This window comes from Candidatus Marivariicella sp., assembly GCF_983056325.1.
The window spans coordinates 26,961-43,594 of record NZ_CEZOWA010000011.1; the positions used below are offsets into that span (position 1 = coordinate 26,961).

The window sequence follows — 16,634 nt, forward strand, 5'->3', positions numbered from 1 at the left end:
TTAAAAACCTAAAATACTTTTTGCTATATAAAAAAACAAGAATATACCAAAAATATCATTTGAAGTAGTTATGAAGGGACCCGTTGCTAATGCGGGATCAATACCTTTTTTATTTAAAATAATAGGAGTAAAGGTTCCAACAAGCGCAGCAACAATAATAACACTCATCATAGACAAAGCAATTGTAAGACTTAACTTTATATCTTGATTTATAATTTGACCAAATATCATTAATAAAACAGACAATGCAAAACCATTTATTAAACTTAGCCCTACTTCCTTGATTAGCCTTGAGAGAAGAGATCCTTTTAGGTTGTCATTTGCTAAACCTTGAACTATGATTGCAGAAGACTGAACCCCAACATTCCCAGCCATTGCAGCAATAAGAGGGGTATAAAAAAATAGACTTCGCAACTTCGGATTAGACATTATTACTTCAAATTCTTGTAAAATAAAAACACTTCCTAAACCACCTACAAGACCCAGAAAAAGCCATGGAAGTCGCGCTCTAGTAAGTTCATAAATCGTGTCATCTGCCTCTACATCTGTAGCAATACCTGCGGCAAGTTGATAATCTTTTTCTGCTTCCTCTTTGATTAAGTCTAAAATATCATCGATAGTAATTCTACCGACTAGTTCTTTGTTTTTGTTAACGACAGGAATAGCCTCTAGATCATATTTTGTCATGATTTTGGCAACTTCTTCTCCGTCTTGATCAACAGTAACAAAATCAACTTTTGAAATATAGATATCTTTTACTTTGTCATTAGATTTAGCAGTCAATAAATCTTTTAAAGATAATCTTCCTTTTAGTCTATTATTAATATCCACTACATATACCGAATGTATCCTAGTTATTTCTTCTGCTTGACTTTTAATAGTATTCAAGCATTTTGATACACTAAGATTTTCTTGCACTTTAACTAATTCTTTCGCCATTAAACCACCTGCTGAGTTTTCTCCATATGTTAATAGTTCTCTGATATCATCAATATGCGAAGAGTCCGTAATTTCTGACATTACTTTTTCTTGCCTTTCTTCTGGAAGTTCAGCAATAATATCTGCAGCATCATCAGTATCAAGTTCCTCAACTTCTTCAGCAATTTCTTTTGCTGAAAGATTTTCTAAAACTGCTTCCCTTTGATCTTCGTCAAGCTCAGGGAGAATATCTGCAGTTTTCTCACTATCTAAAAGTTTGATTAAATATGTTCCTTGGTCTGGATTAAGTTCATTAACTAGCTCAGCAATATCTGCAAAGTGAATATCTTTTAGTTGTTTTCTTAGCTTTATTTTATTTTCTTCAGCTATTAATATTTTAATAGCTATAATAAAGTCTTTATGAATTTGAAAGTTTGACATTTTCAATCATTTTAGTAAGCTTGACAAATGCCTCAGTATCGAGGGACTCGGGTCTTAAGTCAAATATACTATCTTCTTTAATATTTTTCGGTAAACTAAAAGTTTTTAAACTATTTCTTAGTGTTTTTCTTCTTTGTTGAAAGCTTGTTTTAACAACTTTAAATAATAATTTTTCATCACAATCAAGCAAAATATTTTCTTTTCTATGCATTTCAATAACACCAGATTCTACTTTAGGTATTGGTTTGAAAACCTTAGATGAGACTGAGAATAAATAGCTTGTGTTAAAGAAAAGTTGACATAAAACAGAAAGTATTCCATATTTTCTTGAACCAGGTGGTTCACATATCCTTTGAGCTACTTCCTTTTGAAACATTCCTGAAAAAAAAGGAATTATTTCACGGTTTTCAATTACTTTAAAGACAATCTGGGTTGAAATATTATATGGAAAATTACCAATAACTGCAAAAGGTCTAACAAAAATATTTTTAAGATTTAACTTTAAAAAATCCTCTTCAATAATCTTATCTTTTAATTCAGCGAATTGATTCCTCAAGTATTGAACTGATTCAGGGTCAATTTCAACTACATAAGGAGTTGTTTTATTAAGTATAAATTTTGTTAAAACGCCCATTCCTGGTCCTATTTCTAAAACATCATTGTAGTTTTCAAACCTTAATGTGTCTGAAATTTTTTCTGCTATGTTTAAATCAATTAAAAAATGTTGACCTAATTTTTTTTTTGGAGTTATTTCTTTCATTTATGTTCACTTATTATCTCTAATTTAGTTCTAAATGATAGTACTTTTTCTCCAAATTTCTCAACTACTGTCCTCCTTAAAACATTAGATTTATTTTTAATATAACTATCAATTAGTGATTCTGAAATCAATAAGTATTGAGTTGCATAATTACAAAAGTCATTTTCATCATCAATTTTAATTTTTAAAACTTTCACTTCAATAAAATAATTAGTACTTAACATTTCAGGAATGTGCTCCTCTTGCATCCATCTCAACCACTCAGTCTCTATACTTTTGTCTAGTTGAGATGTTACATTATAATATATCACAATCCAATAATATCAAACCCTGTATAGGGAACAAGAGCCTTTGGAATTATAATTCCTTTTTCTGTTTGAAAGTTTTCTAATAAACCAGCCACAACTCTTGGAAGAGCCAATGCACTTCCGTTTAGAGTATAAACTCCTAGTTTCTCCCCTTTAATAGTTTTGTATCTGAGTTTAAGTCTTTCAGACTGGAAATCGTTAAAAATGGATACAGAACTTATTTCTAACCATCTTTTTTGTGCAGCTGAATAGATTTCAAAGTCATAAGTTAGTGATGAAGTGAAGCCCAAATCTCCACCACAAAGTTTTAAAATTCGGTAAGGTAATTCTAAATCCGAAAGTATATTTTTAATATGTTCAACCATATTATTTAAAGCGTCTAATGCATTTTCTTGTTTTTCTAAACGAACTATTTCTACTTTATCAAACTGATGTAAACGATTTAAGCCTCTAACATGAGCTCCATAGCTTCCAGCTTCCCTCCTAAAACAAGGGGTATAGCCTGTTATGCAAATAGGTAATTCATTCTCTTGCAATAAGACGTCCCTAAACATGTTAGTGAGAGGAACTTCAGCAGTAGGTATCAAATAAAGATCGTCTTCTTGTGAATGATACATTTGCCCCTCTTTATCCGGTAATTGTCCAGTTCCAAATCCTGATTCAGAATTTACAAGATGTGGGACTTGAAACTCATTATAACCTGCAGAAGTATTCTTGTCAAGAAAAAAATTAATTAACCCTCGCTGAAGACGAGCGCCTTTATTTTTGTATACTGGAAATCCAGCTCCAGATATTTTACTACCAAGTTCAAAATCAATAATATCATATTTTTTAGCAAGATCCCAGTGAGGAAGTGCTTTATCAGATAGCTCGATTAAATTACTACTTCTAAAAATTTCTTCATTGCTATCTTCTGATTTACCGTCAGGAACACTTTCGTGAGGAATATTTGGCACCAATGTTCTAAGATCAGTTATTTTTTTTTCAATTATATTTAAATTTTCTTGAATAGATTTAGAGGAAAATTTTAATTCAGAGGATTCTATTTTTAATTTATTTGCTTTTTCATTTACCCCACTTTTATAAAATACTCCAATATTTTTTGCGATAACATTTGCTTTTGCTTGATTGTTTTCCAGTTCTGTCTGCATCCTTCTTTTTGAAGAATCAAGTTTGATTATTTCATCAATTATTTTTTCAGCATCAAAATTTCTTTTTTTTTGAGCTTCAATAATTTGATCCCTATTTTCTCGAATGAATGATAGTGTTAACATATCTTATTATTTAAATACAAAAATTATTGTATTGTTATTTATTATTTTCTAATTCATGACATAACTTTTTGTCAAGTAGTAATTGTGATTTTAGGGATTCCAATGAATTAAACTTTTTTTCATCTCTAATTTTAGTATGAAAACTGATCTTAATAGTTTCATTATAAATATTTTTATTAAAATTAAAAAAATGAACTTCAATAGTTGTTTTTTTTGAAGAAACGGTTGGTCTAATTCCATAGTTTAACATTCCAAAATACTTTTCACCCATCCATTTCATAGACACCCAATAAACTCCTTTTTTTGGTAATATCTTATATTCTGCTGTAACTTCAATATTTGCAGTAGGAAAACCTAATTTACTTCCTAATCCTTGATCGTGAATAACGACACCCTCAAGAACAAAATTTCTCCCCAAATATTCGCTTACAGTTTTAATATCACCACTAGAAATAGCATTTCTGATTTTTGTTGAACTAACAGAAATAGCATCTATATCTTGAGCTGGAATGACTTCAACATTAAAACCAAATGTTTTGCCATACGAAATTAAGTCTGAAACCGATGCAGTTCTATTTTTTCCAAATCTATGATCATAACCAATAAATAATTTAGAAACTTTTAAAGTATTAACTAAGATATCTTGTGTAAATTTTTTAGCACTCAAATTAGAAAAATCAAGTGTAAAAGGGTGAATAATTAAAACATCAACATTTAATTGTTGTAATAATTTTTCTTTTTCTTTCATGCTATCTATTAATGATAGACTTTTTTTGTCTTGAATTACACTTCTGGGATGCGGAAAAAAAGTTAAAACTACAGCATTACTATTGCTGGAATGAGCACTTTTAACTAACTTTTTTATTATGGCCTGATGTCCAATGTGAACACCGTCAAAAGTTCCAATAGTTAAAAAAGATTCTTTTAAACTTCTATAATCTTTTATGTTATTGTAAACCTTCATTAAAAAACACTAATTTTATATTTAATAATCAAAAATACCATTTTCATTTTATCATATTGACTTGATTATTTATTTATATGAAAAATTTTTTTTTAAACTTATTTTTACTTCTAATAATTAATTTATTATTTTTTTCTAGTGAAATCAAATCTCAAGAATATTTGATTTCTGATACTGGTAAAGTTGAAGAAGTAGATAATACCTCAGTTAAAATTTTTAGGTTAAATAATTATGTTTTAAAAAACGAATTTTTATTTCACAAAAAAAATGAAATTTTTCTTCCAAATGAGGATAATGAATATGAATTATTTTTAATTGAAAAAACACAAGTTCTATCAGAAAAACTTTCTTTAAGGTACCCTTCAATTAAAACTTTTAAGGGGTCTAGTAAAAATAGACCCAGTGTTTCTTTAAGAATTACAATAACTCCAAGAGGCATTTCTGCTTGGATTAATATTCCAGATAAAGAAAATGTTTTTATTCAGCCAAATCGAGCCTCAAAAGGAAGACATTATGTTTATAAAAGAAGTGAAAAAGTAAATAAAGATTGGGAATGTGAAACTACAAGTAATTTTATTTCAAATAAAAATTCAAAAAAAAATATTAGCTACAATAAGCCCATAAATAATGATAAAACTCTCAGAACATTTAGATTAGCTATAGCTACAACTGCTGAATATACAAACCATAAAGATGATAATGATGACGAAAACGGTACTGGACAGGAAGACGCACTTGCCTCAATTGTTTCAACTATAAACAGAGTAAATAGTGTTTACGAAACAGATCTAAGCATAACAATGCAACTCATTTCTGGTATTGAAATTATTTATACTGATCCCGACACAGACCCTTATACAGGTAATTATAATTCTGAAGTACAAGCAGATCTGACTTCAAATATTGGAGAAGAAAATTATGATATAGGTCATCTTTTTGCTTATGGCTCTAATAATGGAAATGCAGGCTGTATTGGATGTATATGTAAAAATGGAGACAAAGGAAGCGCCTTTACATCGCATGGTTTTTTATCCAATGATGGAGAGTTTTTAACAGATTATTTCGATATTGATTATGTTGCCCATGAAATGGGACACCAATTTGGTGCATACCATTCTTTTGCTTTTAATGATGAGGGTACTGGGTCAAATGTTGAGCCAGGTAGTGGTTCCACAATAATGGGCTACGCAGGAATAACTGGACCAGACGATATTCAACCCCACAGTGATCCATATTTTAATTACAGAAGTATTGAAGACATTTCAGATTACATCGCAACTGAATCTTGTTATACTTCAAGTGAAGTAATAAATAATCCTCCAATTGCAGATGCTGGAGTTGATTTCACTCTCCCAAAGGGAACTGCTTATGAACTTTTAGCTTCAGCAACAGATCAAGACGATGACCTGCTTACTTATTGTTGGGAGCAAATTGATAGTGGTCCAATGACCGCTTCACAATTTGGCCCTAGTAATTACACCGGTGCTACGGCTAGATCTTTACCTCCATCTATTAGTTATTCTAGAAGTATTCCAAATTTAAACTCAGTTTTAAACGGAGAATTAATCCTAGATAATCCACAAATTAATTCATCCTGGGAGACAGTATCAAATGTATCTAGAGAGTTAAAATGGGGATTAACTGTTAGGGATCGATCTCCCTCATCAATGGGTCTAGGGGGTCAATCTTCTAGAGACTCTATGACCTTAGTCATAAATACTAATGCTGGACCTTTTAAAGTAACTTCCCAAAATGAAGATGAAAATATTTGGAAAACAGGAGATAAAGTTACTATTGGATGGGACGTAGCCAAAACAAATTTAGATCCAATTAACACTTTAGAAGTTTCGATTTTATTGTCAGTTGATGGAGGTCAAAACTTTGATACAACTATAACAAGTTCTACGTTAAATGATGGTGAATTTAATTTTAGAGTGCCCAACGGATTATCATCAGATAATGCAAGAATAAAGATTATTCCTACCAATTCGATATACTATTCTGTTAATCCAAAACCAATAAAGATTATTCAAAGACCCTTTGCAGTTTTATTTGATAAATTCTCGTATGATTTTTGCAACCCAATTTCAGAAAATATATACTTTGATATGGGAGTTTATGAATCTTTAAATGATCCTATTACACTAAATATAATAGATCTGTCAAGTGGTGTAACCTCTGTGTTTGAACAGAATTCTTTTTCATCAAGTACTTCAAGTGTTAGTATAAACTTAACTGGACTGTCAAGTTTACCTATTGGAAAAAGCATATTTCAATTAGAAGCTCAAGCAGGAACAATATCTGATATTTTTCCATTGGAAATAAATAATTATCAAGAATTCACATTCGGACCTAATCTTTTAAGTCCATCTCAAGGGAACGAGGAAGTTTTAGACTTTCAATTTGAATGGGACAATAACCCTAATGTTTCAAAATATATATTTGAAATTTCATCAAATCTCAGTTTCTCGAATTTAGATTACCAAATCAATACCGAAAATAACTTTTTAAGCTTAAATGATTTGGATCCCTCAACAACATATTACTGGAGAGTGGCTTCGATTAATGAGTGTGGCACTAGTGAGTGGTCAGAAGTTTTCTCTTTTGTCACTGCTAAAATTACTAATAATAGCTATGTTGCTGGAAACTTGCCATTAGTTTTAAATGATGCTACTATAATAAATAATCAAAGTGTTACTACTGGATATACTAACGCTTCCATTTTCATAAGTGATGTAAATGCAATTAGTAATATTGAAATTCTTATTAATATTAACCATACTTGGGTGTCTGATTTGTCTCTGTTTTTAGAGTCACCCGATGGTACTATATTTAGCTTAGCTGAAAATATAGGTTTACAAACCCAGTTTGGAGAGGGAGATAACTATACAAATACAGTTTTTTCTCAAAACTCAGATATATCAATAAATGATGGAACACCACCATTTACAGGAAGCTTTCGCCCTAACCAACCAATTGATGGTTTGATTGGTAATTCGGCATTTGGTAATTGGACTTTAAAAATAGAGGATAATGGTCCGCAAGATGTTGGTGAATTATTGAATTTTCAAATAAACTTGACTATCAAAGGAAATTTACTGATTAACAGTGACCTAGATAGTATTCCAGATAAAACCGATAATTGCCCTAAAATCACCAACGAAGATCAATCTGATAATGATTCTGATGGAGAGGGAGATATATGTGATTTTGATGCCCAAGACAATTTTCAAATTTTAAAATTTGATGAAAGTTGTATCACAAAAAATAACGGTTCAATATCTATTTCAGCTTTTGCAGAGTTTAATTATACTTATAATTTGTTGGGCCCAAATGGTTATAATGAAGAAGGAAGCTTTACTAAACAAACTGGAAAAATAATTAACAACCTTCAAAGTGGAGAGTATTTGTTGTGTATTTATTCTGATGACGATCAACAAATTCAAAGATGTTTTGCCGCTGCAATCAGTGAACCAAATGCATTATCGGTTAGTACTTTAATTAACTATAATAATCAAGAATTAAATTTAGACTTAAATGGAGGTGACACTTATCATGTTGAACTAAACGGAAGAACATACAACTATAACAAATCAAAAAACATCAGTCTGCCCTTAATAAAAGGAATTAATCAATTAAAGGTATCTACCGACTTGGGATGTCAGGGAATCTTTGAAAGAAAAATTAATATTAGTAATAGTGCTTATGTAGCTCCTAACCCGGTAAGTTCAGTTGCTAAAATTTATTTAGGAGAGTTTGAAAAAAAATTAAATATTAAATTGTACAGTGTCGACGGAGAATTTATAATCTCAAAAAAAATAAATCTACTGAACGATAAAACTTATTTTGAATGGTCTATGTCTGAGTATCCTCCTGGAGCATATATTATGACTATCATTTCTGAAAAAGGAGGACAATCTATAAAAATCATTAAAAGATGAAAAACAAAATAATTCTCTTATTAATTGTTATTTATAGTTGTGGAAAGGATTCAATTCCAGATCCAGATCCTGCAGTTTTGTTAGCACCTCAAAACGGCAATAATTGTAATACTGCTTCGAGTGTGAGTCTTGACCAAAGTAGAGTTGATTTCTCTTGGACTAAATCAAATAATACGGACTATTACGAGGTAATAGCTATTAACAAATCTTCAAATATAAAATATAAAGACACTACAAGTGGCATTAGTTTTAAAGGAGAAGTTTCTGAGTCTATTTCACTAAAGCTGACCCTTCCAAAGGGGTTTGCTTACTCATGGTCGGTGACTTCTTTTTCAAATTCAACAATTATAATGACTGAAAGTGAAATATGGGAATTCTATCTAGAAGGTAATGTTGATGGAGATTTTTTACCGCAGCCTGCAAATTTAGTTTATCCTGCAAATGAAGATTTTATATCTCTTGAAAACTCAGATATCATTCAATTTATTTGGACAAGTAGTGATCAGGATAATAATATTTTGGGATATGACTTTTATTTGGGAACGTCAGTTGATAGTTTGGTAAAGATTGGAGATAAAATTTCTCAAAATTCATTTGAACATCAACTTCAGCCTGATGCAAGTTATTTTTGGCAGATTATAACTTTTGACCAACAAGGAAATTATTCCAATTCTGGGATTAATCAATTTCAAACCCAGCCCTAGATTTTTAGATTAAAATTATTCATGGTGTTTTCTATACCATCTGTTCCAAAACTTAAAATCATTTTACAACTTTCACCTATTTTTTCATCTAATAAAAGTTTTTCTTCCTTTTTCCATTTTCCAAGTACAAATTCAACTTGGGATGTTTTGTGAATATTTCCTATTCCAAACCTTAATCTTGAGTAAACAGATGTATTCAAATGATCTTCAATATTCTGGAGCCCATTATGGCCTCCAGAACTTCCTTTAGATCGGAGTCTGAGTTGACAAAACTTAAGATTTAAATCATCTGTTACAATTAGGATATTCTTAAGATCTATTTTTTCTTTTTGAGCCCAATATTTAACAGCTTTACCGCTAAGATTCATGAAGGTAGTGGGTTTTATACATATAAACTGTTTTCCTTTATAATTAAAAGAGCTCTTTAAGACATATTTTGAAACCGAAAATTCTTTTTTATATTCGTCAGTCAACATGTCTAGAATTTCAAAGCCAATATTATGCCTAGTATTTAAATATTCATCACCAATATTTCCAAGCCCAACAATAAGAAATTTTTTCATTTTATCAGGTTTTGATTTTTTTTTAAAAAGAGTAGTTAGCCACATTTTCACTAAAATAAAAAAAGCACCCCAATTTTGAGGTGCTTTTTTTATTTTAGATATACTAAATTTTATTTTTCAGAAGCAGGAGGGCTTTTATCTGTAGATTCCTTACCAGTATTTTCTCCACCTTCACTTCCTTCAGGATTTTCACCTTCTTCAACAACAACTTCCTCTTCAACTAGAGATGCTCTTGATATTTTAACTTGACAAACAACCATGTTGTCAGAGTGTTGAAGTACATATTTCTCATTCTTTAAATCCGCAGTGTAGACTTTATTACCAAGTTCTAATCCGGAAATATCAATAGTTATATCGTCTGGAAGATTTGATGGAATAGATTTAATTTTCAACTTTCGCTTATTTAAAATTAAAGTACCCCCGCTATTCAATACTCCAGGAGCTGAACCTATAATCTTTACAGGAACATTTATTGAGACTTCTCTGTCATCAAATAATTGATAAAAGTCTACATGTAAAATCTTATCGCTTACCGGATGAAATTGGATATCCTGAAGAATAGCACTAATTTTTAGCCCATCTTCCATTTTAATTTCAACTGTATGAGCATTTGGTGTATAAACTAATTTACTGAAATCAAGTTCAGCTGCAGAAAAATGTAGAGGACTATCTCCTCCATAAACTACACACGGAACTCTTCCAGCATTACGTATGGCTTTAGTAGCTACTTTGCCAACGCTTTCTCTTTTAGAACCTTTAATTGTTATTGATTTCATCTTTTTTTATTTAAGTAATAAAGTTTGAACTTATTGATATATTGTTGTGAACACTCTTCATAACCTCAGCAAAAAGTGGCGCACAACTTAACACTCGAATTTTGCTATGGTTTTGCTTTGAAGGTATTGAGTCGGTTACTATCAATTCCTCTAATTTTGAATTTTCTATTTTTTCGTAAGCTTTACCTGAAAGAATTGCGTGGGTGCAGATTGCCCTTACTGAAAGAGCTCCTCTTTCAATCATTAAATCAGCTGCCTTTGCGAGAGTTCCCGCAGTATCAACCATGTCATCAACTAAAATAACATTTTTACCTTTTACATCTCCAATAACTTCCATGTGTGAAATTACATTAGCTTTCGCCCTTTGTTTATAGCATATAACAACATCACTCTGAAGAAACTTGGAGTAAGCGTATGCTCTTTTGGAACCTCCCATGTCAGGAGACGCAATAGTTAAATTATCTAGCTTTAAAGACTTAACATAGGGAAGAAAAATAGTGGACGCAAAAAGATGATCTACAGGTTTTTCAAAAAAGCCTTGTATTTGATCAGCATGTAAATCCATTGTAATAATTCTTGTAGCTCCAGCAGCCTCAATTAATTTTGCAATTAGTTTTGCGCCAATTGGTACTCTAGGCTTGTCTTTTCTGTCTTGTCTAGCCCATCCAAAATAAGGAAGTACTGCAGTAATATGTCTTGCTGACGCTCTTTTTGCTGCATCAAGCATTAGAAGCATCTCCATAAGATTTTCAGAACTTGGGTGGGTAGAGCCGATTATAAAAACTCTAGCTCCTCTAATCGATTCTTCAAAAGAAGGCTGAAATTCACCATCGCTGTACCTTGAAAACAATACATTTCCCAGAGGATAACCAAAAGATTTAGCTATTAGCTTTGACAAAGTTTCACTTTGAGTACAAGAAAAAATTTTAGCTGGCGTTTTCAACTATTAAATGTTTTGAGGTTTGCAAATTTATAAATTAATTTGAGTCATTAGCCTAATTATCTAAAGAATTCATTAGTAAATAAAATAATTTTATATGTTTGCAGATAAGTATGCCTTGGTGGCGGAATTGGTAGACGCGCTGGATTCAAAATCCAGTTCTTCCGAGAGTGTGGGTTCGATTCCCACCCAAGGTACTATGTGGGAGACATCTGAGAAGCTGTCTCCTTTTTTTTTATTTTAACCTTATTAAATTTTGTATTTTTAGTAAATGAGACCAATTTTTATATTATTGCTTTTCAAATCGTGTTTTGCAATCGGTCAAGAGTATGATGATTATGAATATTTACAACCTCTAAATGATTCTTCATTATACGGACAAAAGCTCTTTGTAACAGAGTTGTTAAATATAGCTGGCTATTTTCCTGAGAAAATTTGGGTTTACCAAACTTTACCAAACAAAGCACACGTTTTCAGAGTTAGACTCGATTCAATATCTGGAGGGTTTGTTTTTGTGAGATGGGATAAATCTAAGAAAGAAAATTATATTGCAAATAAATTAATAGATCCAGGGTTATATTTTAATTTAAAATCTGCAAAAGAAATCATGAGAATACAGACTAATAAGGCTACTTTCTCTTCAAATGATGTATCTATTCAAGCCTCTGATCAGCAAACTATAACCGAAGATGAATTGCTAAGACTTCGTCAAGAATTTGATTTACAAAACCGAGAAAAAGCACTTGAACAAGCCAAAATAGAATTTAAAAAAAACTCAAAAAGAAAGTCTAAAAAAAAAGATTTTAATTAAATATTTTATATCATTGTTTAGTCTAATTATAAATTAATTGCGATTATTCCTCTTTATTTTCTTAATACTAAATTCTCTTACATTGTTTTCCCAAAACTCTGGAGATATTCAAGGAAGAATTTTAGAATCTAAATTTTTGTCACCTCTAAGTGGCGCTAATGTTGTTATTGACGGAACTTCAATTGGAGTTGTTACTGATGAATATGGGTTTTTCATAATTGAAAATATTGAAACTAAAACATATAACTTGACTGTAAGTTTTCTTGGATATAAGAGTCAAACTAAATATAATATAATTGTGAAATCTGTTGGAACTTCTAATTTGCTTTTTAAACTAGAAGAAGCTTCGGAGTCATTGGAAGAAGTAATCTTGTCAAATACTTCATTTAGAACTACTAAAGAGACTCCGCTATCTACTCAAACCTTTTCTTCAGTAGAAATTGAAACTTATCCCGGTGGAAATAATGATATTACAAAAGTTGCACAAAGCCTTCCCGGAATTTCTCCATCCAGTGGAGGATTTAGAAATGATTTTATTATTCGTGGAGGAGCTCCAAATGAAAGTGTTTATTATTTAGATGGAGTTGAGATCCCCAACATAAATCATTTTAGCACACAAGGTAGTGCTGGAGGTCCAGTTGGAATGCTTAATGTTTCTTTTATTAGAGAAGTGACCCTTTCTTCTTCTGCATTTGGAGCAGAATACGATAATCCTTTATCGGGAGTTTTAGCTTTTGAACAAAGAGAAGGAAATAGTCAAAAAGGTTCTGTTAATTTTCGTGTAGGTGCAAGTGAAGCTGGAGCTACCTTTAATGGTCCTATTTTTAAGGGTAAAAAAGAAAGATCAAACACTACATTAATGATCTCTGCCAGAAGAAGTTACCTTCAATTTGTTTTTGAATTAATTGGACTACCTATTCGTCCAAATTACTGGGACTATCAATGGAAGCTAAATCATAAAATTGATGAGCAAAACAGTTTAACCTTTATAGGCTTAGGATCCCTTGATGATTTTTCAGTCGTTTCACCAGAAAATTTTGATCCAGAGCAACAAGGTTTGATTGAATCTACTTCAATTATCGATCAACAGACCATAACAATCGGATTAACTTGGAAGCATAAATTAAAAAGTGGTAATGGACAAATAAATACAACACTCAGTACAAATAGACTTAAAAATATTTTCAGTCGATATAAAGACAACGAAAACAAAACGGGAATTCTTTTCCAAAATGATTCTCAAGAGTACGAAACTAAAATAAGAGTTCATGCAATCAATTATTTGAAAGAATGGAAAATTTCATACGGATTAAATATTCAGCAATCTGTATATCGAAATAGAACAAAAGACTTGATCAGTAATTTTCAATATAATACCGATATTAATTTTATAAAGTATGGATTTTTTGGAAAGGTTAGTCGTTCTTTTTCTAATGAACGTTTAAGTATTGCACTGGGCCTTCGAAGTGATTCAGACAGTTTTACAAATGGGTCAAATATCTCGGATAATCTATCGCCAAGACTTTCTTTTTCTTATGCTTTAGATAAAAACAGTCGTTGGAAATTGAATGGTTCAGTTGGCAGATATTTTAAAATTCCAACATATACAATGCTTGGTTTTCAAAATAATGATGGAGAATTTATTAATAGGTCTAATCGCTATACGCAAAGTAATCATTATGTTTTTGGATTTGAATACAGTTTAAGTCCTTCTGCTAGACTTACAATTGAAGCTTTTAGAAAAGTGTATGATCAATATCCTATTTCAGTTTTAGACGGTGTTTCAATTGCCAATAAAGGAGCTGATTTTGAGGTTCTTGGGAATGAAGCTATTTTAGATACTGGAAGTGGACTAAGTGAGGGGCTTGAAATTTTATTTCAACAAAAATTATCAAATAACTTTTATGGAATTTTTGCATACACTCTTTTTAGCAGTAAATTTTCTGGATTAAATACAAAAAAACTTCCATCAGTTTGGGACAGTGGAAGTCTTATTACTTTTACAGGAGGGTATAAATTTCCTAAAAACTGGGAATTAAGTGCGCGTTATCGATATGCTGGATCAACTCCGTATGCACCCACAGACGTATCTGCAACTTTGGCTACTTATCCAAAAATTATTCTTGATTATACTCGTCTCGGCCAGGATAGATTACCCTCATTTAAACAAGGAGATATCCGGTTAGATAAGAAATGGAATTTTGAAAAATTATCTTTTAACTTTTATTTAGAATTACAAAACTTTTTAGCTCAGAATAATCCTAGGCCTGATGAGTTTAGTTTAGCAAGAGATGACGATGGAAGTTTGGTCAGTCCCCGTGAACTAAGAAAGATTGAGCGTGAAGATAGAAATACTCCAATCCCATCCTTTGGCCTTGTATTTGATTTTTGAGATTATTTAAAAGCATTTAAGCCAGTAATGTCTAAACCTGTAATTAATAAATGAATATCGTGAGTGCCTTCGTAAGTGAGTACAGATTCCAAATTCATCATATGTCTCATTACGGAATATTCTCCTGTAATTCCCATTCCTCCTAACATTTGTCGCGCTTGTCTGGTGATATTTGCAGCAATTTCAACATTATTTCTTTTAGCCATTGATATTTGACCTGAAGTTGCCTTCCCTTCATTTTTAAGCATCCCAAGTCTCCATGCTAAAAGTTGTGCCTTTGTAATTTCAGTAATCATTTCAGCTAATTTTTTTTGTTGTAATTGTGTTCCAGCAATTGGCTTATCAAATTGAATCCTTTCTTTTGCATAACGAAGCGCGGTGTCGTAACAATCCATTGCTACTCCAATTGCTCCCCAAGCAATGCCATATCTAGCTGAGTCAAGGCAAGATAGAGGCGCTCCTAATCCTGATCTTCCAGGAAGAATATTTTTTTTTGGAACCTTAACATTATTAAAGATTAGTTCGCCAGTTGCTGAAGCCCTTAGAGACCACTTATTGTGAGTTTCAGGTGTACTAAAGCCTTCCATTCCTCTCTCTACGATTAAACCATGTATTCTGTTTTGCTCATCTTTAGCCCAAACAACTGCTATATCAGCAAATGGAGAGTTTGAAATCCATAATTTAGCTCCATTTAATAGATAATGATCTCCTTTATCTGTAAAGTGAGTTGTCATTCCACTGGGGTTAGATCCATGATCTGGTTCTGTTAGTCCAAAACAACCCATCAAAGATCCGTTAGCTAATTTAGGTAAATATTGTTTTTTCTGATTTTCACTTCCGTATTTCCAGATAGGGAACATAACTAGTGATGATTGAACGGATGCAGTAGATCGGATTCCAGAATCACCCCTTTCAATTTCTTGCATTATTATACCATAACTTATATAGTCTAATCCAGCGCCACCATACTCTTCAGGAATATAAGGTCCAAATGCACCAATATTTGCCAGTCCAGGGATTAGTTGTTTAGGAAAAGTGGCATCTTGAGAGTGTTTTTCAATTATTGGAGATACGTTTTTTTTAACCCAACTTCTTGATGCATCTTTAACTAATTTCTGTTCTTCCGTAAGTAAATCATCGATGTTATAATAATCTGGGGCAACAAATAAGTCTGGCTTCATTTTTTATAAATTATATATTGTAAATGTACATATTTTAATAAAATCTTTAATCAAAAAGCTCCAATAGTCCCTCGGGAATTTTTAAAAATATACTTTTATTCTTCCTATCTATTTTAGTCAACAAATCATCATGGATAGGAATCAATATATTTTTCTTTCCAGTATTCACCTCAAAAAGTGATTGTGCAGTTATATCATTGATTTTATGAATAAAACCTATTTCACCTAGTTTGGAGTCAAAAACTTTAAACCCAAGAACTTCATGATAATAAAATTTATTTCCTTTTAATTTGGGAAGAAGTTTAAGAGGTAGATATATTTTATTTTTTAATAATTTACTTACCTCGTTTTCATCGCAGATATCTTCAAGTTTAAATCGCAATAATGACGATTTATGAACTAAGCATTTATCAACAAAATAAGGAATTAATTTATTTTCTATATCAATAAAAATAGAAGACAATGTGGTATAGCTTTCGATATGGTCTGTGTCTGTTTTGACTAAGAACTCACCTTTGAAACTATATTTTCCAACAATAGTGCCTAAGTAAAAACAGGCTTCTTTATTCATTGAAAATATGATACAACTCTATTTTGAAGATCGTTTCTCAGTAGCAGGAGTTTCCTCAGCAGTAGGAGTTTCCTCAGCAGCAGGTACTTC

At 31.4% G+C, this 16,634-nt stretch carries 14 protein-coding genes and 1 tRNA gene; 5 read left to right on the top strand and 10 right to left on the bottom strand.

The window, feature by feature from the left end:
• The 5 genes from mgtE to AC3ATN_RS05070 are packed head-to-tail and all read right to left on the bottom strand — an operon-like array spanning position 1 to position 4,665.
• The gene (mgtE, locus tag AC3ATN_RS05050) at positions 1-1,359 is read right to left on the bottom strand and encodes a magnesium transporter (protein ID WP_487532146.1); all 1,359 of its coding nucleotides are present in this window, start codon (positions 1,357-1,359) and stop codon (positions 1-3) included.
• Positions 1,337-2,119: a 16S rRNA (adenine(1518)-N(6)/adenine(1519)-N(6))-dimethyltransferase RsmA gene (rsmA, locus tag AC3ATN_RS05055; RefSeq protein ID WP_487532147.1), complete on the bottom strand. Its 783-nt coding sequence runs from the start codon at positions 2,117-2,119 to the stop codon at positions 1,337-1,339. Before rsmA ends, mgtE begins: the two co-directional genes overlap by 23 nt.
• Positions 2,116-2,430 (bottom strand): DUF4286 family protein, encoded by a 315-nt coding sequence (locus AC3ATN_RS05060; RefSeq protein ID WP_487532148.1) that lies wholly within the window; start codon positions 2,428-2,430, stop codon positions 2,116-2,118. The genes rsmA and AC3ATN_RS05060 overlap by 4 nt, the downstream gene beginning before the upstream one ends.
• Positions 2,427-3,701 carry a serine--tRNA ligase gene (gene serS / locus AC3ATN_RS05065; RefSeq protein ID WP_487532149.1) on the bottom strand — a complete coding sequence of 425 codons (1,275 nt, stop codon included), beginning with the start codon at positions 3,699-3,701 and terminating at the stop codon, positions 2,427-2,429. Before serS ends, AC3ATN_RS05060 begins: the two co-directional genes overlap by 4 nt.
• Positions 3,702-3,735: 34 nt before the next feature.
• Positions 3,736-4,665 (bottom strand): bifunctional riboflavin kinase/FAD synthetase, encoded by a 930-nt coding sequence (locus AC3ATN_RS05070; RefSeq protein WP_487532150.1) that lies wholly within the window; start codon positions 4,663-4,665, stop codon positions 3,736-3,738.
• 77 nt (positions 4,666-4,742) lie between these two features.
• Here AC3ATN_RS05070 and AC3ATN_RS05075 point away from each other — a divergent pair, with 77 nt between their 5' ends.
• On the top strand, positions 4,743-8,606 hold the full coding sequence (locus AC3ATN_RS05075; protein ID WP_487532151.1) for a reprolysin-like metallopeptidase: 3,864 nt from the start codon (positions 4,743-4,745) through the stop codon (positions 8,604-8,606).
• A complete protein-coding gene (locus AC3ATN_RS05080; protein WP_487532152.1) occupies positions 8,603-9,310 on the top strand; it encodes a hypothetical protein in 708 nt (235 codons plus the stop codon). Before AC3ATN_RS05075 ends, AC3ATN_RS05080 begins: the two co-directional genes overlap by 4 nt.
• On the opposite strand, the gene pth is transcribed toward AC3ATN_RS05080, so the two are convergent.
• The 3 genes from pth to AC3ATN_RS05095 form a co-directional block, all read right to left on the bottom strand.
• Positions 9,307-9,873 carry an aminoacyl-tRNA hydrolase gene (gene pth / locus AC3ATN_RS05085; protein WP_487532153.1) on the bottom strand — a complete coding sequence of 189 codons (567 nt, stop codon included), beginning with the start codon at positions 9,871-9,873 and terminating at the stop codon, positions 9,307-9,309. The genes AC3ATN_RS05080 and pth overlap by 4 nt on opposite strands.
• Positions 9,874-9,983: 110 nt before the next feature.
• Positions 9,984-10,649: a 50S ribosomal protein L25/general stress protein Ctc gene (locus AC3ATN_RS05090; protein ID WP_487532154.1), complete on the bottom strand. Its 666-nt coding sequence runs from the start codon at positions 10,647-10,649 to the stop codon at positions 9,984-9,986.
• Positions 10,650-10,659: 10 nt separating this feature from the next.
• Entirely contained in the window at positions 10,660-11,592 is a 933-nt protein-coding gene (locus tag AC3ATN_RS05095) for a ribose-phosphate pyrophosphokinase (protein ID WP_487532155.1), read from the bottom strand.
• 112 nt (positions 11,593-11,704) lie between these two features.
• Between AC3ATN_RS05095 and AC3ATN_RS05100 the strand changes: the two genes are divergently transcribed.
• The 3 genes from AC3ATN_RS05100 (at position 11,705) to AC3ATN_RS05110 (ending at position 14,792) form a co-directional block, all read left to right on the top strand.
• Positions 11,705-11,786, top strand: a tRNA-Leu gene (locus tag AC3ATN_RS05100).
• A gap of 74 nt (positions 11,787-11,860) precedes the next feature.
• Positions 11,861-12,400 (top strand): hypothetical protein, encoded by a 540-nt coding sequence (locus tag AC3ATN_RS05105; protein WP_487532156.1) that lies wholly within the window; start codon positions 11,861-11,863, stop codon positions 12,398-12,400.
• Between the two features lie 82 nt (positions 12,401-12,482).
• Entirely contained in the window at positions 12,483-14,792 is a 2,310-nt protein-coding gene (locus AC3ATN_RS05110; protein ID WP_487532157.1) for a TonB-dependent receptor, read from the top strand.
• A 2-nt stretch (positions 14,793-14,794) separates the two neighbouring features.
• Here AC3ATN_RS05110 and AC3ATN_RS05115 read toward each other — a convergent pair whose 3' ends face one another.
• The gene (locus AC3ATN_RS05115; RefSeq protein WP_487532158.1) at positions 14,795-15,973 is read right to left on the bottom strand and encodes an acyl-CoA dehydrogenase family protein; all 1,179 of its coding nucleotides are present in this window, start codon (positions 15,971-15,973) and stop codon (positions 14,795-14,797) included.
• Between the two features lie 46 nt (positions 15,974-16,019).
• The gene (gene rimM / locus AC3ATN_RS05120) at positions 16,020-16,544 is read right to left on the bottom strand and encodes a ribosome maturation factor RimM (RefSeq protein WP_487532159.1); all 525 of its coding nucleotides are present in this window, start codon (positions 16,542-16,544) and stop codon (positions 16,020-16,022) included.
• Positions 16,545-16,634 lie beyond the last annotated feature (90 nt).